The sequence below is a fragment of the Bradyrhizobium sp. 1200_D9_N1_1 genome (genome assembly GCF_052075915.1).
In the GTDB taxonomy this organism is placed as follows: Bacteria; Pseudomonadota; Alphaproteobacteria; order Rhizobiales; family Xanthobacteraceae; genus Bradyrhizobium; species Bradyrhizobium diazoefficiens.
The window spans coordinates 8841237-8864170 of sequence record NZ_CP197226.1 but is presented as its reverse complement, the minus strand read 5'-3'; the positions used below and the strand labels follow the sequence as shown (position 1 = coordinate 8864170).

The 22934-nt window shown below is 65.7% G+C and carries 20 protein-coding genes; 8 read left to right on the top strand and 12 right to left on the bottom strand.

Annotated features, from left to right (window positions below; translation table 11 throughout):
• Positions 1-2: 2 nt before the first annotated feature.
• The 3 genes from AB5K84_RS41975 to AB5K84_RS41965 are packed head-to-tail and all read left to right on the top strand — an operon-like array spanning position 3 to position 2518.
• On the top strand, positions 3-1397 hold the full coding sequence (locus AB5K84_RS41975; RefSeq protein ID WP_038965237.1) for an AtzE family amidohydrolase: 1395 nt from the start codon (positions 3-5) through the stop codon (positions 1395-1397).
• A 1-nt stretch (position 1398) separates the two neighbouring features.
• Complete coding sequence (gene hpxZ / locus AB5K84_RS41970) at positions 1399-1791, top strand: oxalurate catabolism protein HpxZ (protein WP_011083862.1); 393 nt, start codon at positions 1399-1401, stop codon at positions 1789-1791.
• Positions 1792-1795: 4 nt separating this feature from the next.
• Positions 1796-2518 (top strand): GntR family transcriptional regulator, encoded by a 723-nt coding sequence (locus AB5K84_RS41965; RefSeq protein ID WP_038965238.1) that lies wholly within the window; start codon positions 1796-1798, stop codon positions 2516-2518.
• Between the two features lie 110 nt (positions 2519-2628).
• Here AB5K84_RS41965 and atzF read toward each other — a convergent pair whose 3' ends face one another.
• Positions 2629-4437, bottom strand: a complete 1809-nt coding sequence (gene atzF / locus AB5K84_RS41960) for an allophanate hydrolase (RefSeq protein ID WP_011083864.1) — start codon at positions 4435-4437, stop codon at positions 2629-2631.
• Positions 4438-4644: 207 nt separating this feature from the next.
• Positions 4645-5160, bottom strand: a complete 516-nt coding sequence (locus AB5K84_RS41955) for a MarR family winged helix-turn-helix transcriptional regulator (RefSeq protein WP_011083865.1) — start codon at positions 5158-5160, stop codon at positions 4645-4647.
• A 147-nt stretch (positions 5161-5307) separates the two neighbouring features.
• On the opposite strand from AB5K84_RS41955, the gene AB5K84_RS41950 reads away from it, so the two are divergent.
• Positions 5308-7164: a feruloyl-CoA synthase gene (locus AB5K84_RS41950; protein ID WP_063921377.1), complete on the top strand. Its 1857-nt coding sequence runs from the start codon at positions 5308-5310 to the stop codon at positions 7162-7164.
• Positions 7165-7572: 408 nt separating this feature from the next.
• Here the strand turns inward: AB5K84_RS41950 and AB5K84_RS41945 are convergent, their stop codons facing one another.
• Positions 7573-8079: a MarR family winged helix-turn-helix transcriptional regulator gene (locus tag AB5K84_RS41945; protein WP_011083867.1), complete on the bottom strand. Its 507-nt coding sequence runs from the start codon at positions 8077-8079 to the stop codon at positions 7573-7575.
• A gap of 83 nt (positions 8080-8162) precedes the next feature.
• On the opposite strand from AB5K84_RS41945, the gene AB5K84_RS41940 reads away from it, so the two are divergent.
• The 3 genes from AB5K84_RS41940 to AB5K84_RS41930 are packed head-to-tail and all read left to right on the top strand — an operon-like array spanning position 8163 to position 10971.
• Positions 8163-9371 (top strand): cytochrome P450, encoded by a 1209-nt coding sequence (locus AB5K84_RS41940; protein ID WP_011083868.1) that lies wholly within the window; start codon positions 8163-8165, stop codon positions 9369-9371.
• Positions 9372-9383: 12 nt separating this feature from the next.
• Complete coding sequence (locus AB5K84_RS41935; protein ID WP_011083869.1) at positions 9384-9707, top strand: 2Fe-2S iron-sulfur cluster-binding protein; 324 nt, start codon at positions 9384-9386, stop codon at positions 9705-9707.
• A gap of 52 nt (positions 9708-9759) precedes the next feature.
• The gene (locus AB5K84_RS41930; RefSeq protein ID WP_011083870.1) at positions 9760-10971 is read left to right on the top strand and encodes an ABC transporter substrate-binding protein; all 1212 of its coding nucleotides are present in this window, start codon (positions 9760-9762) and stop codon (positions 10969-10971) included.
• A gap of 291 nt (positions 10972-11262) precedes the next feature.
• Here the strand turns inward: AB5K84_RS41930 and AB5K84_RS41925 are convergent, their stop codons facing one another.
• Positions 11263-12528 carry an NAD(P)/FAD-dependent oxidoreductase gene (locus AB5K84_RS41925; protein ID WP_038965243.1) on the bottom strand — a complete coding sequence of 422 codons (1266 nt, stop codon included), beginning with the start codon at positions 12526-12528 and terminating at the stop codon, positions 11263-11265.
• A gap of 299 nt (positions 12529-12827) precedes the next feature.
• On the opposite strand from AB5K84_RS41925, the gene AB5K84_RS41920 reads away from it, so the two are divergent.
• Positions 12828-14000: an ABC transporter substrate-binding protein gene (locus AB5K84_RS41920; RefSeq protein ID WP_028172709.1), complete on the top strand. Its 1173-nt coding sequence runs from the start codon at positions 12828-12830 to the stop codon at positions 13998-14000.
• Positions 14001-14301: 301 nt separating this feature from the next.
• On the opposite strand, the gene AB5K84_RS41915 is transcribed toward AB5K84_RS41920, so the two are convergent.
• The 8 genes from AB5K84_RS41915 to AB5K84_RS41880 all read right to left on the bottom strand — a co-directional run bounded on the left by AB5K84_RS41915 (position 14302) and on the right by AB5K84_RS41880 (position 22843).
• Positions 14302-16173 carry a bifunctional sugar phosphate isomerase/epimerase/4-hydroxyphenylpyruvate dioxygenase family protein gene (locus AB5K84_RS41915; protein WP_011083873.1) on the bottom strand — a complete coding sequence of 624 codons (1872 nt, stop codon included), beginning with the start codon at positions 16171-16173 and terminating at the stop codon, positions 14302-14304.
• A complete protein-coding gene (locus AB5K84_RS41910) occupies positions 16170-16907 on the bottom strand; it encodes an ABC transporter ATP-binding protein (protein WP_011083874.1) in 738 nt (245 codons plus the stop codon). The genes AB5K84_RS41915 and AB5K84_RS41910 overlap by 4 nt, the downstream gene beginning before the upstream one ends.
• Before the next feature lie 11 nt (positions 16908-16918).
• Complete coding sequence (locus AB5K84_RS41905; RefSeq protein WP_011083875.1) at positions 16919-17662, bottom strand: ABC transporter ATP-binding protein; 744 nt, start codon at positions 17660-17662, stop codon at positions 16919-16921.
• On the bottom strand, positions 17659-18657 hold the full coding sequence (locus tag AB5K84_RS41900; RefSeq protein WP_011083876.1) for a branched-chain amino acid ABC transporter permease: 999 nt from the start codon (positions 18655-18657) through the stop codon (positions 17659-17661). The genes AB5K84_RS41905 and AB5K84_RS41900 overlap by 4 nt, the downstream gene beginning before the upstream one ends.
• Complete coding sequence (locus tag AB5K84_RS41895) at positions 18654-19529, bottom strand: branched-chain amino acid ABC transporter permease (protein ID WP_011083877.1); 876 nt, start codon at positions 19527-19529, stop codon at positions 18654-18656. The genes AB5K84_RS41900 and AB5K84_RS41895 overlap by 4 nt, the downstream gene beginning before the upstream one ends.
• A gap of 161 nt (positions 19530-19690) precedes the next feature.
• The gene (locus AB5K84_RS41890) at positions 19691-20821 is read right to left on the bottom strand and encodes an ABC transporter substrate-binding protein (RefSeq protein ID WP_011083878.1); all 1131 of its coding nucleotides are present in this window, start codon (positions 20819-20821) and stop codon (positions 19691-19693) included.
• Positions 20822-20881: 60 nt separating this feature from the next.
• On the bottom strand, positions 20882-21760 hold the full coding sequence (locus tag AB5K84_RS41885; RefSeq protein ID WP_011083879.1) for a shikimate dehydrogenase: 879 nt from the start codon (positions 21758-21760) through the stop codon (positions 20882-20884).
• Positions 21761-21904: 144 nt separating this feature from the next.
• Complete coding sequence (locus tag AB5K84_RS41880; RefSeq protein ID WP_011083880.1) at positions 21905-22843, bottom strand: LysR family transcriptional regulator; 939 nt, start codon at positions 22841-22843, stop codon at positions 21905-21907.
• Between the last annotated feature and the right edge of the window lie 91 nt (positions 22844-22934).

The following is a 22934-nucleotide window of genomic DNA, read 5'->3' as shown; positions in this document are numbered from 1 at the left end:
CCATGACCACCAAGCCAGAGATGAGTGCTGCCGATATCGCCAAAGCGGTGGCTGGCGGCAAGATGTCCGCCCTCGCTGCCATCGAAGCCGCGCTTGCGCGCATCAAGCAGCACGACACCATCCTCAATTCCTTCACCGACGTCACCGCCGAGCGCGCCCTTGCGAAAGCGCGTGCGATCGACGCCGACATTGCCGCCGGCAAGGAGGTCGGCCCGCTCGCCGGCGTGCCCTTCGCGGTGAAGAATCTGTTCGATGTCGCGGGCCTGCCGACGCGTGCCGGCTCGAAGATCAACCGCGACCTCGCGCCCGCCAAGCGCGACGCCACCTTGATCGAGCGGCTGGAAGCGGCCGGCGCGGTTCTGGTCGGCGCGCTCAACATGGGCGAGTACGCCTACGACTTCACCGGCGAGAACATTCACGACGGTCCATCGCGCAATCCGCACGACACGACGCGCATGAGCGGCGGCTCCTCCGGCGGCTCCGGCAGCGCCGTCGGCGGCGCGCTGGTGCCGATTGCGCTGGGCTCGGACACCAACGGCTCGATTCGCGTGCCGTCCTCGTTCTGCGGCATTTTTGGTCTGAAGCCGACCTATGGTCGGCTGTCGCGGGCGCGGTCGTTTCCGTTCGTCGCCAGCTTCGATCATCTCGGTCCGTTCGCGCGCACCGTCACCGATCTCGCGCTCGCCTACGATGCGATGCAGGGGCCGGATGCGGGCGATGCCGCCTGCACCACACGCGGTCTGGAGCCGACGGTGCCGCTGCTCGCCAATCCGGTCTCGGACCTGCGCATCGCGATCGCCGGCGGCTACTTCCAGAAGAACGTGTTTCCCGAGGCCGTCGAAGCCGTGAGCCGCGTCGCCAAGGCGCTCGGCGCGACGCAAATCGTCGAGGTGCCCGAAGCCGCGCGTGCCCGCGCGGCGGCTTACGTCATCTCCACCACCGAAGGCGCTTCGCTGCATCTCGATCGCCTGCGCAAGCGTCCGAACGATTTCGATCCCGCCGTGCGCGACCGCCTGATCGCGGGCGCCATGGTGCCCGCGCCGCTGGTGGATCGCGCGCAAAAATTCCGCCGCTGGTATCGCGCGCAGTTTTCCGAGATCTTCAAATCGGTCGACGTGCTGCTGGCGCCGGCGACGCCGTGCACTGCGCCAAAGCTCGGGCAGGTGAATTTCAATCTCGACGGCGTCGAACTGCCGGTGCGCGCCAATATCGGCATCCACACCCAGCCGATCTCCTTCATCGGCCTGCCCGTGGTCGCGGTGCCGGTGCCGCTCGAGCCGCTGCCGATCGGCGTGCAGATCATCGCCGCGCCCTGGCGCGAGGATATCGCGTTGCGCGTCGCGCATACGTTGGAACGGATGGGCGTTGTTGCAGCGCCAGCCCCGAGAGGATTCTGAGATGGAGATCGATCTCCCAGAGGTGATCGCGGAAGTCAAAGCCGCATTCGATCGTTATGAGCAGGCCCTGGTCACCAACGACGTAACCGTGCTCGGCGAGCTGTTCCGCAACGATCCCCGCACGCTGCGCTACGGCATCGGCGAGAACCTCTATGGCTATGAGGCGATCTCCGGCTTCCGCGCCGGCCGCTCGCCGGTCGGCCTCAACCGTCGCACCGCGAAAACCGTCATCAGCAGCTATGGCCGCGACACGGCCGTCGCCTCCACCCTGTTCTATCGCGACACGGCGCCCGGCAAGGTCGGCCGGCAGATGCAGACCTGGATTCGCTTCCCGGAGGGCTGGCGCGTCGTCGCCGCCCATGTCAGCATCATCGACGAGTCGAAAGAGACCTGATCGAATGACGCTTGACGACCTTCCGCAGGGAACTCTGCCGGCCGAGTCGGTGGTGCCCCGCGTCGACCGGGCCCTGCCGTCGGTGCAGAAGGTCACGCGCGCCGAGGAACTGCGTCTTCAGCTCGCCGACGAGATCGTGCGCGGAGCCCTGGCCCCCGGCTCGCCGCTGGACGAGACCGACATCGCGCGGCGTTTCAACGTCTCGCGCACGCCGGTGCGCGAGGCCCTGCGCCAGCTGGTGGCGAGCGGCCTCGTCGAGGCCCGGCCGCACCGCGGCGCGGTGGTGGCGCAGCCGTCGATCGAACGGCTGAAGAGCATGTTCGAGGCGATGGCGGAGCTGGAAGCGCTGTGCGCCGGCCTTGCGGCCGAGCGCATGTCCGCCGCCGAACGCCACGGTCTGGAGGCCATCCACGAAGAGCTGCGTGTCCTCAGCTACACCGGCAATCCCGATCGCTTCCACGAGGTCAACGAGCGCTTCCACAACGCGATCTATGCCGGCTCGCAGAACGGTTACATCGCCGAGATCACGCTGGCGACCCGCGTCCGCGTGCAGCCGTTCCGCCGTGCCCAGTTCCGCAACCTCGGCCGTCTCGCCAAATCGCAAGCCGAGCACGACCGCGTCGTCGTCGCCATCATGCGCGGCGACAAGCAGGGCGCCGCCGCCGCCATGCGCGCCCACATCGAGTTGGTGCGCGGGGAGTACGAGATCTACGCGGTGTCGGTTTAGCGCCGCGCACTCGTGTCGTAGGGTGGGCAAAGGCGCAAAGCGCCGTGCCCACCATCTATCCTAGCTAATGGTAATGGTGGGCACGCTACACTTTGCCCACCCTACGAGAGCTACGCCGTGGCCGCCTCCGCCATATACGCGCGCCAACCGCCGTAGCTTGTGATGTCTCGCGCTTCGCCGAGCACTTCCGGCTCGACGAGAAAGCCCTTCACGCTGCGGCCGTCGGCGAGCCTGATGGTGCCGATCGCCATCGGCGCCGGAATCGCGTTGACGAACTTGCCGAACGCAGCCGCAGAAAGCGACCAGATCTCCAGCTCGATGGCCGCGCCTTTGCCGGCTGCGACGCGCAGCATGCCCGGCTTCGGTGGTGTGGTCGGAAGCGCATAGAGTTTGTAGTCCGCCGCCGTCCTGGTCGCCTCGATCAGCTTTCCGTTCAGCGCCTTCAGCTCGCCGTTCAGCGCCATGCCGGACAGATGCGCGCCGACGACGGCGATCGGAATCTCGTCGATGCCGCCTGCGGCAAGCGGCGCGAGCGCGGGTTGCGCGACGCCCTTCGCGCCGACGCTCAGCCTGGTATCCGCATGGAACACGCGGCCGATGCTCGCAAGCAGCGCATCGCGGCCGGCCGGCGCCAGCAGCGTGATCCCGAACGGGATGCCGTCGGCGCGCATCGATGCCGGCACGGCGAGGCCGCAGAGGTCGAGCAGGTTGACGAAATTGGTGTAGGTGCCGAGCCGGCTGTTGAGCTCGATCGGGTTGGCCAGCACCTGCGCGGTCGTATACGCGGTCGGCGCCGTCGGCAGCACCAGCGCATCGATATTGGCAAAGGTGCGCTCGGCGATCTTGCGCAGGCCCTGCAGGCGATAGAGCGCGGAGAAGGTGTCCGCCGCCGTCAGCCGCGCACCGGCCGCGGTGATCTCGCGCGTCACCGGATGGATCATATCGGGCGCGGACGCCAGCAGGTTCTTGATCACGAGATAGCGCTCGGCAACCCAGGGCCCTTCGTAGAGCAGTCGCGCCGTCTCGTAGAACGGCTCGAGGTCGAATTCGACCAGCGTCGCGCCGAGCGCAGTCCAGCGCTTCAGCGCCTCGCCATAAGCGGCTTCCGCCTTCTTGTCGCCGAAGAAGATCAGCTGCCCGTTGCGCGGCACGCCGAGGCGCAGGTTTGCGGGGAACGGCGTCAGCGCGCCGAGCGGCCGGTCGCGCGAGAATGGATCGGCCTGGTCAGGTCCCGCCATCACGGAGAGTGCGAGTGCAGCATCGTCCACCGTCAAGGCGAATACCGAGATGCAGTCGAGCGTGCGGCAGGCAGGCACGAGTCCCGCGGTCGAGATCATGCCGAGGCTTGGCTTCAGCCCGACGATGTTGTTGAGCATGGCCGGCACGCGGCCGCTGCCGGCGGTGTCGGTGCCGAGCGTCAGCGGCACCAGCCCGGCGCCGAGGGCGGTCGCCGAGCCCGAGCTGGAGCCACCGGGAATCAGATCCTCGCGAATCGAATTTTTGGGAATGCCGTAGGGCGAGCGTACGCCGACGAGGCCGGTTGCGAACTGGTCGAGATTGGTCTTGCCGATGATGATGGCGCCGGCCGCGCGCAGGCGCTCCACCGCGGTCGAGTCATGGGTCGGTGTGTAGGAGAAGGCGGGGCAGGCCGCCGTGGTCGGAAAGCCCAGCGCGTCGATGTTGTCCTTCACCGCGACCGGGACGCCATAGAGCGGCATGCTGGCGGCATCCGGGCGCGCGGCAAGCTTTTCAGCTTCCGCGATCGCGTCCTTCTCGTCGCGCAGGCTGATGAAGACGGCGGGATCGTTGTGGTCGCGGATGCGCTGGTAGCTGCGCGCGATCGTCTGTGCCGGCGTGAGCGTGCCCGCGCGATGCGCGGCCACAATCGCGGCGATCGTTTCAGGCTGTTCAGCCCCCATTTTCAGCCCTCATGGCGACAAAACTCCGGCAACATGTCCTCACCCGGATTGAAGCAAGCGATGTGCCATTGTGTACAGAATCCGGGCAGCGCGGCTGCTCCGGATATTATCGGGAGATCAGTAGGTTGGGGGATATTTCGGCGGCCGGGCGGGGCATCGCGCCAACGCCTTGTTCCGGGCATTTGCGCAAATTTTGGGCAGTCTGGATCAGGTGAAGCCAGCGAGGATCTGGAGCAGCCGCTCCCGGTTCTCCTTGCCGATCTTCGCCTCGACATGGCGCTCGTGCTCGTCGGCGAGCCGCTTGAACTTCGCCAGCGCCGTCTCGCCCTGGGCGGTGAGGTGCAGGGCGTGGGAGCGCCGGTCCGCCTTCGACTTGACCCGTTTCACCAGCTTGCGGTGTTCGAGGCTGTCGAGCAGATGCACAAGCCGGGCGCGCTCGATGCCGAGGCGCTTGGCCACCGCCATCTGCGACAGGCCCGGATTGGCGCCGATTACCGTCAGCACCGAATATTGCGTCGGCCGGATGTCGACCCCGCCCAGCGTCTTGATGAAGTCCTGAAAGATCCAGATCTGGAAACGCCGCACCGCGTAGCCGGCGTGTCCGACCAGCGCGTCGAGCCCTATCTCGTCCGCGTCGTTCCGCCGCGCCGCGCCGTTGCCGGCGCGTTTGCGTGGGGAAGTTTGGGCTACCGTGGCTGTCACGTCGCGTCTCCTGCCATGCATCCCTTGTAGCGCCTCGGACGGCCGTGCGGAAGATTGTTGTTGACGACAACAATTGTCGTGCCCAACATTATGGCCAAGGCAGAATGGCCAAGGCAGTCCGGAACGAGGCTGCGGCCGATCCGGACATCCGGGCGGAGGAGGAAACACATGACAGCCGCCTTACGCGGTGACGCGTCAAGTCTGTTCGCAGCGCCCAAGACGATCGCCGAGCATCGCGCCGACGGCAGCATCGTGCTGCGCTCGCCGGAGCCGTTGCACGACAGCGCGCGCTGCATCGGCGACTGGCTGGAGCAATGGGCGCGGCAGACGCCCGATGCGATCTTCCTCGCCGAGCGCGGCAATGCCGAAGCGCCATGGACCACGGTCACCTACGCGCAGGCATTGCGGCAGGTGCGTGGCGCGGCGTCATGGATCCTGTCGCAAGGCCTCAGCGCCGAACGCCCGCTCGTGATCCTCTCCGACAACAGTATCGACCATGCGCTGCTCGCGCTTGCGGCGCAGCATGTCGGTGTGCCCTCCGCCGCGATCTCGCCGGCCTATTCGCTGATGTCCAGGGATTTCGACAAGCTCAAGAGCATGATCGCGCTGCTCGAGCCGGGCGCGATCTACGTCTCCGCGACGAAGCCGTTCGCGGCGGCGCTGGCTGCGATCGAGCCGCTGCACAAGGCGCAGATCATCAGCGGCAACGGCGCTGACGCCGACGCACTCGCCTTCAGCGCCGTTGCGGCAACGCCCGAAATTGCCGACGTCGCAAAAGCCTTTGCCGCGGTGACGCCGGACACGATCGCAAAATTCCTGTTCACGTCAGGCTCGACCGGCACGCCGAAAGCCGTCATCAACACCCAGCGCATGCTGACCTCGAGCCAGCAGGCCAAGGCGCAGACCTGGACCTTCCTCGAACAGGCTGGCAGCGATCTCGTCATTCTCGACTGGCTGCCCTGGAGCCACACCTTCGGCGCCAACCACAATTTCAACCTGGTGCTGCGCAACGGCGGCTCACTCTATATCGACGGCGGCAAGCCTGCGCCCGGTCTCTTTGCGACGTCGCTCGCGAACCTGAAAAGCGTGATGCCGACGGTCTATTTCAACGTGCCGCGCGGCTTCGACATGCTGATCGCGGCATTGCGCGGTGACGAAGCGTTGCGCCGCCGCTTCTTCAGCGAGGTGAAGTTCGCCTTCTACGCGGGCGCAGCGCTGCCGCAGAACCTGTGGGACGCGCTCGAACAATTGTCCGTCGAAACCGTCGGCCGCCCGCTGCCGATGGTATCGGCCTGGGGCTCGACGGAAACCTCGCCGCTGGCGACCGACTGCCATTTCCTCGCCGAGCGCTCCGGCAATATCGGCGTGCCGATACCCGGTACCGAGCTGAAGCTCGTCACCTCCGGCGACAAGCTGGAAGTGCGCGTGCGCGGCCCCAACGTCACGCCGGGTTACTGGAAGGCGCCCGAGCTGACCAGGCAGGCGTTTGACGACGAGGGCTTTTATCTCATCGGGGATGCGGTGAAGCTTGCTGATAGCGCGCGGCCGGAGCGCGGCCTGTTCTTCGACGGGCGTGTCGCGGAGGACTTCAAGCTCAATTCCGGCACCTGGGTCAGCGTCGGCACGCTGCGGCTCGCCGGCATCGCCGCGCTGGCGCCGCTCGCGCAGGATATCGTCGTCGCCGGTCATGGCGGCGACGAGGTGCGCTTCCTGGTGTTCCCGAACATCCTGGCGTGCCGTGGGCATGCCGGTTTGCCGGAGACGGCCGATGTGAATGATGTGCTGGCACATGACAAGATCAGGGGTGCGATCGCTCAGGGGCTTGCGAAGCTGAAGCAGCAGGGCGCCAATTCCTCCGGCCACGCCACGCGCGCGCTGCTGCTCGCCGAACCGCCATCGGTCGACGGCGGCGAGATCACCGACAAGGGCTACATCAACCAGCGCGCGGTGCTGACGCGGCGCGCGGAGGCGGTGGCGCGGCTGAATGACGATGCGGCGGGGGAGTGGATTGGGTGCGTCGGGTGAATTGACGCGGAGGCGGCGCCTCATCGAGGCGATGACGCAACCGCGCAATAGCGCAGTCCTGGTCGTCTCGATGTCATTCCGGGGCGCGCCTCTTGGCGCGAACCTGGAATCCATTTCACCGCAGGGGCTGTTTCACGATGGATTCCGGGTTCGCGCTACGCGCGCCCCGGAATGACGAGCTGAGTGTGAGACAGACTGCCAATAGGCCAGCCAACCTGCCGCAATATCCTGCTCGATTCTTTTGTTGCCTAAGCAACTAATTTGTGCGAACCGTTCCGGACAAGGATGACGGTGGACGAACCGCCGCGCCTGATCTCGGAGGAAACAATGCTCGGCAGGAATGGTGCCGCGGGCAAATGCCGGCGCATGCCTGAAAGCGGCGATGCGGCGCGCTTCACGCGCGGTGCGTCAGGCGGTGCTGCTGCCCGTCACCGCGCCGAGATTTTCGTGCAGCCGGCGGAGCAGATCGATCAGCACGTCGCGCTCGTCCTTGCTCAGGCAGGACAGCAGGCGCCGTTCGCGCTCGAACGCCGCGACGATCACCTTGTCATGGGTGGCGCGGCCTCTCGCCGTCAGCGCGATCGAATGGGTGCGGCCGTCGTTCGGGTCGGTGCGGATCGACACCAGCCCGCGCTTCTCAAGGCCGGCAAGCGTCCGGCTCACCGGCCCCTTGTCGAAGCCGATGACGTGGCAGATGCGCGAGGCGGGAATACCGGGCTCGATCGCCAGCAGCGACATGATCCGCCATTCCGTGACGTTGACGCCGAACTCGCGCTGGTAGAAGGCGGTCGCGCTGTTCGAGAGCTTGTTGGCGATGAAGGTGATGAACGCCGGGACGTAACGATCGAGATCGAGCGTCGGCCCGGTCTCGGCGGGCGCGGGCTTTTGGCGGGCTCTGGTCGAGGACGGCGGCATATCGGGCTTTTGACTCGCGTGGTGCCCGAAGACCTAAGGGCAAGCGCGGCCCTTTCACAAGATCAAAATGAGGGAGGACTTCCATGAGCGCACCCGGCTCCGCGGCATCAGGCGTCCCGCATCTCGACGTCGATCCCTTCGACATGAACTTTTTTGCCGACCCCTATGCCGCGCACGAGCTGCTGCGGGAGGCGGGGCCGGTGGTCTATCTCGACAAGTGGAACGTCTATGGCGTGGCGCGCTATGCCGAGGTCCACGCCGTGCTGAACGATCCCGCGACGTTCTGCTCCAGCCGCGGCGTCGGCCTCTCCGATTTCAAGAAGGAGACGCCGTGGCGGCCGCCGAGCCTGATCCTCGAGGCCGATCCGCCCGCGCACACTCGGACCCGCGCCGTGCTGTCAAAGGTGCTGTCGCCGACCGTGATGAAGCAGGTGCGCGACCGCTTTGCCGCGGCGGCCGAGGAGCGGGTGGACGCGTTGATCGAAAAGCGCAGCTTCGATGCGATCGCCGACCTCGCCGAGGCCTATCCGCTCTCGATCTTCCCGGATGCGCTCGGGCTGAAATCCGAGGGGCGCGAGCATCTGATTCCCTACGCGAGCGTCGTGTTCAACGCGTTCGGGCCGCCCAACCAGTTGCGCCAGGAGGCGATCGCGCGCTCGACGCCTCATCAGGCCTATGTCGCCGAGCAATGCCAGCGCGAGAACCTCGCGCCCGGCGGCTTCGGCGCCTGCATTCATGCCCAGGTCGATGAGGGCGCCATCACGGCCAGCGAAGCGCCGCTGCTGGTGCGCTCGCTGCTCTCGGCCGGCCTCGACACCACCGTCAACGGCATCGGAGCGGCCGTCTATTGCCTCGCGCGCTTTCCGGAGCAATGGCAGCGCCTGCGCGGCGATCTCTCACTCGCGCGCAGCGCCTTCGAGGAGGCGGTTCGCTTCGAAAGCCCGGTGCAGACCTTCTTCCGCACCACCACACGTGAGGTCGAACTGTCGGGCGCGACGATCGGCGAAGGTGAGAAGGTGCTGATGTTTCTCGCCGCCGCCAATCGCGATCCGCGCCGCTGGGACAAGCCCGACAGCTATGACGTCACCCGCCGCTCATCCGGCCATGTCGGATTCGGCTCCGGCATCCACATGTGCGTCGGCCAGCTCGTCGCGCGCCTCGAAGGCGAAGTGATGCTGACGGCGCTGGCGCGGCGCATCGCGAAGATCGAGATCACGGGCGAGCCGAAACGCCGCTTCAACAACACGCTACGCGGGCTCGACGGCCTGCCTGTGACCATCACCCCGGCCTGACGAGGAGCCTCGATGCCCGCGATTACTTTCATCCATGCCGACGGCAAGTCCGACCGTGTCGAGACCTCGGGCGGCGAGAGCGCCATGCAGGCCGCGACCCGCCATGGCCTCGACGGTATCCTGGCCGAGTGCGGCGGCAATGCCATGTGCGCGACCTGCCACGTCTATGTCGATGAAGCCTGGCTCGCGCGCCTGCCCGCGATGGCAGATGACGAAGACGCGCTGCTCGACGGCACCGCCACCGAGCGACTGCCGAACAGCCGGCTGTCCTGCCAGATCATGATCACGCCCGCGCTCGACGGGCTCGTGCTGAGACTGCCGGAACGACAGGTCTGAATTCCAAACGTGCCGGCGACGACCGGCGCGACACACATAAGGGGAGGGAACGATGAAACACCTGAAATGGACGCTCGCGCTGGCCGCAAGCCTCGTGACCGGCGCAGCAAGCGGCGAAATCTCCGACAACGTCGTGCGCATCGGCGTGCTCAACGACATCTCCGGCATCTTCCAGGACACCAACGGCATGGGCTCGGTCGAATCCGCGCGCATGGCGGCCGAGGATTTCAACGGCGGGGGTAAGAACATCAAGGTCGAGATCGTCTATGCCGACCACCAGAACAAGGCCGATGTCGGCAATGCGATTGCGCGCAAATGGCTCGATGTCGAGGGCGTCGATGCCATCGTCGACGTGCCGAATTCTGCGGTCGGCCTCTCCATCAACACGCTGCTGCGCGACAGCCGCATGACTTTCCTGGCGTCGTCCACGGCGAGCTCGGATCTCACCGGCAAGGCCTGCTCGCCCAACACCATCCAGTGGGTCAACGACACCTGGGCGACCGGCAACACCACGGCGGCCGCGATGGTGTCGCGCGGCGGCAAGGACTGGTACTTCCTCACGGTCGATTTCGCGCTCGGCAAGGGCATCGAGGCCGAAGCGCAGAGATATATCGAGGCGCATGGCGGCAAGGTGATCGGTTCCTCCAAGCACCCGCTCGGCACGTCGGACTTTGCCTCCTTCCTGTTGCAGGCGCAGAACTCGAAGGCGCAGGTGATCGGCCTCGCCAATGCCGGCGGCGACACCATCAATGCGGTGAAACAGGCCGCCGAGTTCGGCATCCAGCAAAGCGGGCAGAAGCTCGTCGCCTTCCTGCTCTTCATCAACGATGTCCACGGCATGGGCATCAAGGTCGCGCAGGGCCTCCAGCTCATGGAAGCCTTCTACTGGGACATGAACGACGACACCCGCGCGTTTGCCAAGCGCTTCGGTGCGCGACCGGGGATGAACGGCAAGATGCCGAGCGGAAACCAGGCCGGCGTCTATGCCTCCACGCTCGCTTATCTCAACGCGGTCGCGGCGACCGGCAGCGACAACTCCAAGGACGCCGTGCCCGAGATGAAGAAGTTCAGGGGCAAGGACAAACTGTTCGGCGACACCGCCATCCGTCAGGACGGCCGCGTCGTGCATCCCATGTATCTGTTCGAGGTGAAGAGGCCGGAGGAGTCAAAATACCCTTACGACTATTACAAGCTGGTCTCGACGATTCCGGCGGAGCAGGCGTTTCGCCCGCTTGCGGAGGGCGGTTGCGAGTTGGTGAAGTAATTGCTCTTTGCCTCTCCCCGCTTGCGGGGAGAGGCCGGATTGCATCGAAGATGCAATCCGGGTGAGGGGGTGCTTCCGCGAGTCACATGTCCGCGGGAACGACGATCTTTCAACGCGTCATTGCGAGCGCAGCGAAGCAACCCAGAATTCCTCCGCGGGAAGACCCTGGATTGCTTCGCGGCGCTCGCAATGACGGTGGGGGAGCATCGAAGGATTCGACTCCTACTGTCCCCGCGGAGACTCCCCCTCACCCCCGACCCTCTCCCCGCATGCGGGGAGAGGGAGAAGCCGTCACCCCACCACCTTACTACTCCCCTGCGTAATCAGCCTCGCAGCGCGCTGATCTCGCGCGTAGATCCAGAGCCAGCTCAGGGCGACGCTGAGGCGGTGGCGGAGGCCGATCAGGAAGTAGATGTGGGCGATGCCCCAGATCCACCACGCGATGGTGCCGCGCAGCTTGATGCGGCCGAAATCGATCACCGCGAGGCGCTTGCCGATCTGCGCAAGGCTGCCAGAGTGCTTGTAGCGGAACGCTCCCTTCGTCTCTCCGCGCAGGCGCGCCTTGACGGTCTCGGCGACGTGCCGCCCCTGCTGTTTGGCGGCGGGCGCGATTCCGGGCACCGGCTTGCCCTCCCAGGCACTGATCGTCACGGTGTCGCCGATGGCAAAGATCTCGGGATGGCCGGGGATCGTCAGGTCGGCCTCGACCTGCACACGGCCGGCGCGATCGGCCGGCACGCCCAGCCATTCGGCGGCGGGCGAGGCGCGCACGCCCGCGGCCCAGATCTTGGTCTTCGCGTCCAGGCGCGTGCCGCCATAGACCACGCCGTCGCGGTCGATCTCGGTGACGGGCTGGCCGAGCACGACCTCGACGCCGATCTTCTCCAGCGACGCCTGTGCATAGGCCGAGAGCTCGTCGGCGAAGCCTGCGAGCACGCGCGGCCCCGCCTCGATCAGCACCACGCGCGCCTTGGTCGTATCGATGTTGCGGAAATCTTCCGGCAGGGTGTGATGCGCCATTTCGGCGATGGTGCCGGCGAGCTCGACGCCGGTGGGGCCGGCGCCGACGATGACGAAGGTCAGCCGCGCCGCGCGCTTGGCCGGATCGGTCTCGCGCTCGGCGCGCTCGAACGCCACCAGGATGTGACGGCGCAGCGTGGTCGCGTCCTCCAGCGTCTTCAGGCCGGGCGCGAACTGCTCCCATTCGTCATGGCCGAAATAGGCGTGACGCGCGCCGGTCGCGAGCACCAGCGTGTCGTAGGGCACCTCGCTGCCGTCGTCGATCAGCACGCAGCGCCTCGTCGCATCGACGCCGCTGACCGTCGCGAACAGCGTCGTCACCTCGCGCCGGTCGCGCATGAGATGGCGGACCGGCCAGGCGATCTCGCTGGTCGCAAGCGATGCGGTCGCGACCTGGTAGAGCAGCGGCTGGAACAGATGATGGTTGCGGCGGTCGATCAGCGTGATGTCGACCGGGGTGCCCGCCAGCCGGTAGGTCGCCTCCAGCCCGCCGAAGCCGGCGCCGACGATGACGACACGATGGGGTGTGGTGGTCATGATGCGCCCTCGACTCTTGCTGCTTCTCTGTTTCATTTAAGTGCGGAAAGTGACCCGCGGTCCAATAGCCGTCATCAATCGCGGAATAGGCTGGGCGTATCGTCGTGCCGCGAAAAAGCGCCGCAGCCTCCACCGAAGTGAGTAGAATTATATTTCTTGCCATCGCCGATGGGGGCGAAATATGGTGCAGGGACGGGTGCTGAGCCATTGGCGGCTCGACAGATTTTGCGTTCAATAGAGACAGGCCCGGGGCGGCGATCACCCCGTTTCCCGGATCAATAATAAGGAGGGGAGTGGTTATGAGGACGGCATTCTGGCTGGCGGGCGCAGCGGCGCTGGTGCTGGCAAATCCGGCATTCGCCGGCGACACCATCAAGATCGGTTTCGTCTCGACCTTCAGCGGCCCGACCGCCGTGATCGGCAATGACATGCGCAACTCGTTCGAGCTGGCGCTGGATCATCTTGGCCGCAAGATGGACGGCAAGCCGGTCGAGGTGATCTACGAGGACGACGGCCAGAAGCCCGATGTCGGCAAGCAGAAGACCGAGAAGCTGGTGCAGTCCGACAAGGTCGATTTCATCGTCGGCTATATCTGGTCGAACGTGCTGCTGGCTTCCTTGAAGACCGCGGTGGACTCGCAGACCTTCCTGATCTCGGCCAATGCCGGCCCGTCGCAGCTCGCCGGCGAGCTCTGCTCACCTTACGTGTTCTCGACCTCCTGGCAGAACGACCAGACGCCGCAGGCCATGGGCCTCTACATGAACCAGAAGGGCGTCAAGAGCGTCTTCCTGATCGGGCCGAACTACGCGGCCGGCAAGGACATGCTCGCGGGCCTCAAGAACACCTTCAAGGGTGAGATCAAGGGCGAAGAATACACGGTCTGGCCGAGCCAGCTCGACTTCTCCGCCGAGCTCTCCAAGGCCCGCGCTTCCGGCGCCGAGTCGATCTTCGTGTTCTACCCCGGTGCCGCCGGCGTGCAGTTCCTCAATCAATATACCCAGGCCGGCCTGAAGAGCACGATGCCGCTCTACACCGCCTTCACCGTCGACGAGCTGTCGTTGCCGCTCCAGAAGGAGAACGCGTTAGGGGTTCCCGGCGCGCAGCAGTGGGTGAACGACCTGCCCAACGAGCAGAACAAGCGCTTCGTTGCCGACTACCGCAAGAAGTACCCCAATCTGCGTCCGACCTATTACGGCGCCCAGACCTACGACGCCGCCCAGCTCATCAACAGCGCCGTCGTCGCGGTGAAGGGCGACACCAGCAAGAAGGACGCGATGAAGGCCGAGATGGAGAAGGCCAACTTCAAGTCGCTGCGCGGTGCGTTCAAGTACGGCAACAACCACATCCCGGTGCAGAGCTTCTATCTCCAGGACGTGGTCAAGGACGCCGATGGCCAGCTCGCGCTGAAGACGGTCGCCACCATCGTCGAGAACGACCAGGATCGCTTCCATCAGAAGTGCGCGATGAAGTGAGCTGGTTGGGCGAGCTCTCTCCTCTCCCTCTCCCCGTTCTTACGGGGAGAGGGGCGGAGTGAGGGGCTGTCTCCGCGAGGACGGAGCGAGTCGAATTCCTCGAAATTCCCCACATCGTCATTGCGAGCGCAGCCAGAGCCTTTCCGCGGAGGGATTCTGGATTGCTTCGCTGCGCTGGCAACGACGTATTGAGAGAGTGGTGCTCCCGATTGTCATGTCTCTCGCGGAGACTCCCCCTCACCCGGAATCCGCGCTACGCGCGAATTCCGGCCTCTCCCCGCGAGCGGGGAGAGGTGAAGAGCTACACCCGCGGCATGCTCGCGGGCCGCACTTCGCGTGATTGCGCCGCGAGCCTGATCCCGGCATTGGCCGCGCCGAAGCCCTGATAATTCCTTCGTTCGACGATCTCAAAGAAGAAGCGCTCGTCGAAGATGTGGGTGTAGACCTGGAAGAACTCGCCGTCGCCCTCGCGGTCATAGAGGATGTGGTTGGCGCGTAGCTGCGCCATCAGGTCGGGCGCGAGGTCGTATTTGGCTTCGATGTCGTCGTAGTAGTTGTCGGGAATATCCAGAAAGCCCGCGCCGCGGGCGCGCATCGCTGCGACCGCTGCAAAGATGTCCCGGCATGCAAACGCGACGTGCTGCACGCCTGAGCCGAAGAACTCCGAGATGAAGCGGGCCGGCAGGGTGCGGTTGGCGGAGGAGCCGTTGAGCACGAAACGCAGGCTCTGGTCGCCGTTGATGACGGCCTGGCTCTGCACGAGGCCCCTGGGATCGGCGATCTCCATCTGCGGCAGGCGCTTGAGGTCGAGGATGCCGGTGTAGAACAGCAGCCAGGACAGCATCTCGTCATAGGGCATCGACTGCGCGATATGGTCGACGGCGAGCAGCGCGTCCGCGCTCGCCTCGCTCGCAACCGGTTCGAAATCGGTGTCCCAGTTCTTGCCGGCCTGATCAAGGAAATAAAGCAGGCTGCCGCCGACGCCGTGGATCGCCGGAATCTCCAGCTCGCCCGGCCCGACCGGCTGGTAGAAGGTGCGCGTCTTCAATGCTTCGGCGCGCTGCATGGCAAGGCCGGCATTGTCGACGTCGAGCGCGATGGCGCAGACGCCGGGGCCGTGCGTGACGTAGTGCGAATGCGCGAAGCCGTCGGTCTCGCAATTGATGACGAGCTCGACCTTGCCCTGCGACCAGCGCTCCACCGCCTTGCTGCGATGCTCGCCGGTCTTGCGGAATCCGAGCTGCGACAACAGGCGGGCGAGTTCGCCGGCCTTGGTCTCGTTGACGGCAAACTCGATGAAGCCGGTGCCGTGACTTTTGGCCTTCGGCGCCAGTGGTTCGCTGACGAGCTTCGGCCAATCCGGTGCAAGCTGGTCCTCCAGCAGAATCAGCGAGCGCAGGCCGTCGATGGCGGTCTGGGCCGCCGAGCCGGCGCGGAACTGGTCGTTGAAAATCTCCAGCGACAGCGGTCCGGCATAGCCGGTCGCCGCGACCGCCGCCATGAATTCGCCGACCGGCAGATCGCCCTGGCCGGGGAACGAGCGGAAGTGCCGGCTCCAGGACAAGATGTCGAGCTCGAGCTTTGGTGCGTCGGCGAGCTGCACCAGAAAGATCTTGTCGCCGGGGATCGAGGCCATCGCGCGGACCGGAAAGCCCGGGGCGAGTGCATGAAAACTGTCGAGGATGACGCCGATCGCGGGATGATCGGCGCGCCGCACGATCTCCCAGGCATCGCGGTAGTCGTTGACGTGCCGTCCCCAGGCCAACGCCTCGTAGCCGACGCGCAAGCCCCGCTTGGCCGCGCGATCGCCGAGCTCGCGAAAATCGTCCGCGGCGCGGTCGATGCCGCCGAGCGAGCTGGGGGAGACGTTGGAGCAGATCAGCAGCAGGTCGGTGCCGAGCTCCTGCATCAAGTCGAACTTGCGCTCGGCGCGGGCAAAGTTGCGCGCGCGCTGCGGCTCCGGCATGCCCTCGAAATCGCGGAACGGCTGGAACGCGCAGATCTTGAGGTTGAGATCGCGGCAGAGCTTTGCGATGTCGCGCGGGCCTGCGCCGAACGACAGCAGGTCGTTCTCGAAGATCTCGACCTCGTCGAAGCCGGCGGCTGCGATGGCGCGCAGCTTTTCATCCAGCGCCCCTGAGAGAGAGACGGTCGCGATCGAGCGCTTGTTCATGCTGCTGTCTCCTCCATGGCTCCCCCTAGGAAGAGCTGGCCGATGCGGGGATCGTTCAGGATGCGCTTCGCGCCGTCGACCATGCGGGTCTGGCCGAGCTCGAGCACGATGCCGATATCGGAGATCTCCAGCGCCGAGCGCGCGTTCTGCTCGATCATCAGGATAGTGACGCCGCGGTCGCGCAGGCTCTTGAGGATGTCGAAGGTCTGCTGCACCATCAGCGGCGACAGGCCGATCGAGGGCTCGTCGATCAGCACGAGCTTCGGCTCGAGTAGCAGCGAGCGGGCGATCTCGAGCTGCTTCTGCTCGCCGCCCGAGAGCGTCGATGCCTGCTGTGCCGACTTGCGACGGAGCGCCGGAAACAGGTCAAGTGCCGCCTCGATCCGCTTGGGCAGGTCGAGACCCTTTCCGGCGGCGACGCCGCCGAGCTCGACATTGTGGCGCACCGACAGCTCGGGGAAGATGTTGCGGCCCTGCGGAACGTAGCAGACACCGGCATTGAGCAGCGCGCGCTGGCTTAAGTTCGTGACGTCGCGACCGGCAAAACTGACCTTGCCCTCGCGCAGCTTGAGCAGGCCGAAGATCGCCTTGAACACGGTCGACTTACCGGCGCCGTTGGGGCCGATGATGGTGGTGATGGTGGCCTGCGGAACGGAAAACGTCGTGCCGTTCAGGATCGTCATCTTGCCGTAGCCGCCGACGAGATTGTGAACCGAGAGGATCGGGTCGCTCATGGCTCGTGCCCTCAATGTCCCAGATAAGCTTCGATCACGGCCGGGTTCTTGCGGACCTCGTCCGGCCGTCCCATCGCCAGCACCTTGCCTTCCGCCATCACCATCACGCGCGAGCACAGCGACATCACGAACTCCATGTTGTGCTCGATCACGACGAAGGTCGCGTTCTTCTGGCGGTTGATCGCGACCAGCCGGTCCTTCAGGTCCGCCAGCATCGACGGGTTGACGCCGCCGGCGGGCTCGTCGAGCAGCACGAGGCGCGGTCCGCCCATGAAAGCCATGGCGGCATCGAGCAGCTTCTGCTGGCCGTAGGAGAGGCCGCCGGCAGGTTCAGCCGCGAGGTGATCGAGCTTGAAGAAGCCGATCATCTGGTTGGCGGCCTCCGTCAGCCCGGCATCGGAGCGGCCGACCAGGCGCGAGGCCATGTTGCCCTGGTGCTCCTGTCCCGCGAGGATCAAATTCTCGCGCACCGACAGTTTTGGAAATACCTGCAACAGCTGGAAGGTGCGGCTGACACCGAGCTTGTTGAGCTCGGAGGGGCGCAGCCCCGTGACCACCTTGCCGTCGAGCTTCACTTCGCCACCGGATGGCGTGAGCTGGCCGAGAATGCAGTTGAATAGCGTGGACTTGCCGCAGCCGTTCGGTCCGATCAGACCGAGGATCTCGCCCTCGCGCACGTCGAAGCTGACGTCGGCGACGGCGCTGATGCCGCCAAAATTCTTCTTGATGTTGGTGACTTCGAGGACCGCACTCATTGCACCGTCTCCAGCCGGGATTTTGCCACGGCGCGCAGCGCAGAGGCCGCCTTGGTGCGGCGCTCGGCGAGATAGCGGTCGAGGATTCCCAAAATGCCGGTCGGCGACCAGATCAGCAGCAGCATCACCGCGATCGCATAGAGCATCAGGTAATACCCTTCCGTGAAGCGCAGCCATTCCGGCAGCAGCACCGCGATCATCGCGCCCAGGAAGGGACCGAAATAGAAGCCGGCGCCGCCGACGATCACCATCATCAGTAGATCGAGCGAGAGCGACAGGTTGAACGGCACCGGATCGATATATTGCGTCAGCGGCGCGTAGAGCGCGCCGGCAACGCCGCCAAGCGCCGAGCCGATCGCAAACGCCATCAGCGTGTAGCGCCTTGTGTCGATGCCGAGCGATTGCGCGCGCAGCGGGTTTTCGCGCAGCGCCATGAAGGCGCGGCCCCAGGGCGAGCGGATCAGCCACCACACCGCGAGCGAGACGATCGCGAGCGAGCCGAGGCAGACATAGTAGAAGGGCAGGGGCTTGTTGGTCGCGATTCCGAAGAAATGCGGGCGCGGAATGTTGGAGATGCCGTAGATGCCGCCCGTCAGCCAGCTCTCGTTGCGGAACACGAGGAAGGCCAATGTCGAGAAGGCGAGCGTGACGAAAGCGAGGTAGTGGTGCTGCACGCGCAGCGCGGGATAGCCGAGCACCCAGCCGACGCCGAAGCTCAAGACGATCGCAACCAGGATCGCGACCGGCAGCGGCCAGCCATGGGTGGTCATGATCGCCGCCGCATAGGCGCCGATGCCGACGAAGGCGCCTTGGGCAAGCGAGACCTGGCCGGCATAGCCGAGCGTGAGGTTGAGGCCCATCGCGGCGATGGTCATCACCGCCCACTGGCTCAGGATGAACAGGCCGTAGCGGTTGAAGTTCATGGGGACGATGATCAGGCCGGCGATGACGATGAGGCCGAGCGCGATCTTCAGGGGTTTGCCAAAGCTGCTCATACCGTGCGCTCCTCGGCGCGGCCGAGCAGTCCTTGCGGCCGGAACAGGATGACGACGATCAGGAAGATCAGCGGCACGGCCGCGCGGTATTGCGTCGAGACGTAGCTTGCCGCGAGATTGTCGAGCACGCCGATCAACAGGCCGCCCGCGATCGCGCCGCGCACCTGGTTGAAGCCGCCGACGATCGCCGCGATGAAGGCGGCCTGGCCCAGCACCTCGCCGGACGAGAATTTCGCGAGGTAAATCGGCGTGATCAGCAGCGAGGCCAGCGCGACCAGGAAGGCGTTGATCAGGAAGGTCAACAGGATCATGCGCTCCACGGGCACGCCGATGATGCGCGCCACCGTCGGATTCTGGGCGGCCGCCTGCATCTGGTGGCCGAGCGAGGTGCGGTTGAGGAGCGAGGTCAGGCCGAAGACTGCAAGAATGGCGACGACGAGGACGCCGATGCTTTGCAGCGAGACGGCGTGGCCGAGGATGGAGATATCGCCGGTCGGCACGATCGAGGGGAAGGGCGAGGCCTCCGCGCTGAAGAACTGCTTCACCGATTCCTTGATGCCGATCGCCAGCGCCATGGTCGCGATCGCCAGCGGCAGCACGCCATGGCGCATCATCGGATCGACCAGCAGCATCTTGAAGGCGAGGCCGAGCAGGATCATCGAGAGCAGGATGCCGAGGATGATCGCGAGCCAGAACGGCGCGCCAACATGCATCGTCGCGAGCATCAGGAACGCCGGCAGCATCACGAACTCGCCCTGCGCGAAATTGATGGTCTGCGAGGTCTGCCACAGCAGCGTGAAGCCGACCGCGACCAGTGCATAGATGGCGCCGGTGGCAAGTCCTGCGACCAGAAGATCGAACAGATTGGACATTTTCCCCTCTCTCCTCTCCCTCTCCCCGCTTGCGGGGAGAGGGTCGGGGTGAGGGGGAGTCTCCGCGAAGTCAGTGACAGTTGGACTCGCGGAAGCTCCCCCTCACCCGCCGCGCTTCGCGCGTCGGCCTCTCCCCGCGTGCGGGGAGAGGCAAAGAAGCCTCACTTCACCTTCGGCAGCACCTGCTTCACCACCTGCTTGCCTTCGACCACTTCGACCAGAAAACTCTGGCGGTCGATGTCGCCGGTCTCGCTGAAGGTGACGTCCATCAGGATGCCCGGCTCGTCGGCGGCCTTGATGGTCAGGCCGTGCAGCGTATCGGCGAACGCCTTGGAATCGACCTTGCCCATCTTTTCGGTGGTGGCCTTCACCATGTAGACGGCGAGGTAGCCCTTCAGGCCGTTGTGGTCCGGCACGTAATTGTACTTCTTGGAAAACTTCTCGCGGAACGCCTTGATCAGGTCGACCGGTGCGTCCGTGGTGAGGCCGACATGGCCGCGCGCGCCGTTGGCGGCATCGCCGGCAAGCTCGATCACCTTCTGGCCGATCAGCGTGGTCTCGCCCATCAGCGGCGCGGTGACGCCCTGGCGCTTCAGCTCTTTCAGGATGCGCGCGCTCTCTTCCTCGTTGAGATAGACGAATACGGCGTCGGGATTGGCAGACTTGATCTTGCCGACGTCGGCGGCGAAGTCGGCCTGGCCTGCTTCGGTGGAGAGATCGGCGACGACCTTGGAGCCGAGCCGGTCGAGCTCCTTCACGACGACGTCGCGTCCGCCGCGGCCGAAGTCGTTGTTGACCCAGACCACCGCGACCGACTTCGCCTTCATCTCGTCGTGGATGTATTTCGCGACCTTCGGCATCGAGGATTGCTGGCCGAACGAGGTGCGGAACAGGAACTTGTTGCCGGCTTGCGTCAGCTCGGCGGCTTCGCCGCCCATGATCTGCGCGATGCCGGCTTCGGCCGCGAGCGGTGCGGTGACCTTCACCGAGCCGGAATAGCCGGGTCCGAGCAGCACATAGGGCTCGGCATCGAGTGCCTTCTGCACTTGCGCGCGGGCAACGCCCGGATTGGATTGCGAGTCGGCATGGGTGACCTCGAGCTTGCGGCCGAGCACGCCGCCCTTGGCGTTGATCTCCTCGATCGCGAGGTCGATGCCGTTCTTCCAGTTGGTGCCGACGGTGGCGCCGCCGCCCGACAGCTCGGCGACGTCGGCGAGCTTGATCGCCTGTGCGTGGACGCTGGTTGCAGTCGCGAAGGCAAGCAGGGCGCCTGCCAGAATAGTCGATTTCATCGTCTCTCCTCCCGTTCCCTCTGATGTTGTTGTCCGCGGCCTTGTGTCCGGCCGCTTCGGTTACGCTGCGTGATAGGCTGAGCTTCGTGCCGCCATCACCTCGTCAAAAGCCTCTCCCATGACTTCGGTCGATGGGGCAAGGCCGGTGAACAGTTCGAAAGCGTCGGCGGCCTGGTAGATCGCAAGCTCCCGCCCGGTCATGATCTTCGCGCCGCGCTCCTGCGCCGCGGCCAGCAGCGGCGTGATCAGCGGCGAATAGACGGCGTCGGCCACCCAGAGCTTCTCGTGCAGCAGCGCAGCCGGAACAGGCATGCCGCGGTTCGGCAGCATGCCGACCGGCGTGCCGTTGACGAGGCCGGTCGCGCCGTCGAGCGCGTCCTCGACGCTTTTCGCGACCCTGGCGCCGCCATGCTTGGCAAGCAGTGCGGCAAGTTTTTCGGCCCGCGCCGGTTCGGAGTCGAAGATGCGGAGGTCGGCGACCTCAAGGCTCGCCAGTGCGAAGGCGATCGCCTTGCCGACGCCGCCCGTGCCGATCACGGCAACCGCATTTCCAGACGGCGCCAGCAGCGGCGCCACCGCGCGCGCAAAGCCGGTGGTGTCGGTGTTGTGGCCGGTCAGGCGGCCGTCCCTGACAACGACGGTGTTGACCGCGCCCATCGCGGCGGCGCCCGGCGCCAGTGCGTCGAGCAGTGGGACCACCGCTTCCTTGTAAGGATAGGTCACGTTGACGCCGGCAAAGCCGAGCCGCCGCACGCCTTCGAGCATCAGCCTCAGTCCGGCCGCGTCGGCGCCTGCGACCTCGATCAGCTGGTAGTGACCGCGCAGGCCGAGCGCCTCGGCGGCGCGCTCATGCATGGCGGGGGAAGCGGAATGCGCGATCGGCGCGCCGATCAGGCCGGTGAGGAGTTTCTTGCTGGCGGCGTATCCGCGCTTCGACATGGTTCGCTATCGTCTCGTTGGGAGCGTTCGGTCCCGGCCATTAGCGGGGAGACCTGCGCAATTCCAAGGGGGCTTCCGCGTGCGACGATAGCCCTTCCCTCGCCTAACACAATTACCCTTATGCCCCGCAAACCTAACATCATGTTATTTCTTCCGTCCGCGCGCAGGCGCAGCCCTGCCGTTGCCGCGGGACGGCTCGACCGCGCGCATCTCGGCGCGCAGGGATTCGATGAAATACTCGACGTGAAGCGACAGCGGTGCGCCGCGCTTCACCGCGATATAGGTGTCGAACCGCGTCGGCTCGGTGATCTTGAGCAGCTCGATGCCGGGATAGCCGCCATGGGCCACCGTGAACTGGTCGATGACGGCGATGCCGAGCCCCGCTTTCACCAGCGCGCAGACCGTGGTGCCGAAGCGCGCGCGGATGGTGATGTTGTAATCGAGCCGGTTGCGCGAAAAGATCCCGGCCATGATCCGGCCGTAGGGGTCGTTCGGATCGATGCCGATCAGCGGGTAGCGGGTGATCTCGGCCGCCGACACCTGCTTGCGGCCGGCCAGCTCGTGGCCGGGCGGCACGATGCAATAGAGCTCGCCCGAGGCGAGCGGCAGGAAGTCGAGCCCGGAATGCTCGAGCCGGTAGCTCATCGCCACGCACTCGCCGCGGCCGAGCAGGAGATAGTCGATGGCCTCCTCGAGCTTGAGGATGTTGATGTCGATGCCGAGATCGGGATAGCGGCGCCGGACGCGCTCGATCGCGCGCGGCACCATCACCTGCGAGATGCTCGGCACCGAGCCGATGCGCAATTCCGACAGGCCGCCGCGGCCGATCTTGGAGATGATCTCCGAGAGGTCGTCGACCTTCTTGTAGACGCCGTTGATCTGCTCGAAGATGTTCTCGGCTTCCGGCGTCGGGAAGTAGCGGCCGTTCTGGCGCTGGAAGAAGCGGATGCCGAGCGAGCGCTCGGTGTATTTGACGAGGCGGCTGATCCCCGGCGCCGAGACGTTGAGCAGCTTCGCCGCACCGCCAATGGTGCCCGTCACCATCACGGCACGGATCACTTCAACCTGGCGCAGCGTCATCATGTCCCGGGCTTCCGAAAGAGGATCGTGCGGCGATCATCTCACGAGAGAAGCGAGGTCAGCCAGCGGCAAATGGCGAGCCATGGCAGCGCAG

Coding starts and splice junctions, on each gene's coding strand:
- atzF (WP_011083864.1), bottom strand. CDS start 4,437: ATGGGGGCTGAACAGCCTGAAACGATCGCCGCGATTGTGGCCGCGCAT.
- AB5K84_RS41945 (WP_011083867.1), bottom strand. CDS start 8,079: ATGCCGCCGTCCTCGACCAGAGCCCGCCAAAAGCCCGCGCCCGCCGAG.
- AB5K84_RS41930 (WP_011083870.1), top strand. CDS start 9,760: ATGAAACACCTGAAATGGACGCTCGCGCTGGCCGCAAGCCTCGTGACC.
- AB5K84_RS41965 (WP_038965238.1), top strand. CDS start 1,796: ATGACGCTTGACGACCTTCCGCAGGGAACTCTGCCGGCCGAGTCGGTG.
- AB5K84_RS41905 (WP_011083875.1), bottom strand. CDS start 17,662: ATGAGTGCGGTCCTCGAAGTCACCAACATCAAGAAGAATTTTGGCGGC.
- AB5K84_RS41955 (WP_011083865.1), bottom strand. CDS start 5,160: ATGCATGGCAGGAGACGCGACGTGACAGCCACGGTAGCCCAAACTTCC.
- AB5K84_RS41880 (WP_011083880.1), bottom strand. CDS start 22,843: ATGATGACGCTGCGCCAGGTTGAAGTGATCCGTGCCGTGATGGTGACG.
- AB5K84_RS41915 (WP_011083873.1), bottom strand. CDS start 16,173: ATGAACAAGCGCTCGATCGCGACCGTCTCTCTCTCAGGGGCGCTGGAT.
- AB5K84_RS41950 (WP_063921377.1), top strand. CDS start 5,308: ATGACAGCCGCCTTACGCGGTGACGCGTCAAGTCTGTTCGCAGCGCCC.
- AB5K84_RS41920 (WP_028172709.1), top strand. CDS start 12,828: ATGAGGACGGCATTCTGGCTGGCGGGCGCAGCGGCGCTGGTGCTGGCA.
- AB5K84_RS41935 (WP_011083869.1), top strand. CDS start 9,384: ATGCCCGCGATTACTTTCATCCATGCCGACGGCAAGTCCGACCGTGTC.
- AB5K84_RS41975 (WP_038965237.1), top strand. CDS start 3: ATGACCACCAAGCCAGAGATGAGTGCTGCCGATATCGCCAAAGCGGTG.
- AB5K84_RS41925 (WP_038965243.1), bottom strand. CDS start 12,528: ATGACCACCACACCCCATCGTGTCGTCATCGTCGGCGCCGGCTTCGGC.
- AB5K84_RS41890 (WP_011083878.1), bottom strand. CDS start 20,821: ATGAAATCGACTATTCTGGCAGGCGCCCTGCTTGCCTTCGCGACTGCA.
- AB5K84_RS41940 (WP_011083868.1), top strand. CDS start 8,163: ATGAGCGCACCCGGCTCCGCGGCATCAGGCGTCCCGCATCTCGACGTC.
- AB5K84_RS41895 (WP_011083877.1), bottom strand. CDS start 19,529: ATGTCCAATCTGTTCGATCTTCTGGTCGCAGGACTTGCCACCGGCGCC.
- AB5K84_RS41910 (WP_011083874.1), bottom strand. CDS start 16,907: ATGAGCGACCCGATCCTCTCGGTTCACAATCTCGTCGGCGGCTACGGC.
- AB5K84_RS41885 (WP_011083879.1), bottom strand. CDS start 21,760: ATGTCGAAGCGCGGATACGCCGCCAGCAAGAAACTCCTCACCGGCCTG.
- AB5K84_RS41900 (WP_011083876.1), bottom strand. CDS start 18,657: ATGAGCAGCTTTGGCAAACCCCTGAAGATCGCGCTCGGCCTCATCGTC.
- hpxZ (WP_011083862.1), top strand. CDS start 1,399: ATGGAGATCGATCTCCCAGAGGTGATCGCGGAAGTCAAAGCCGCATTC.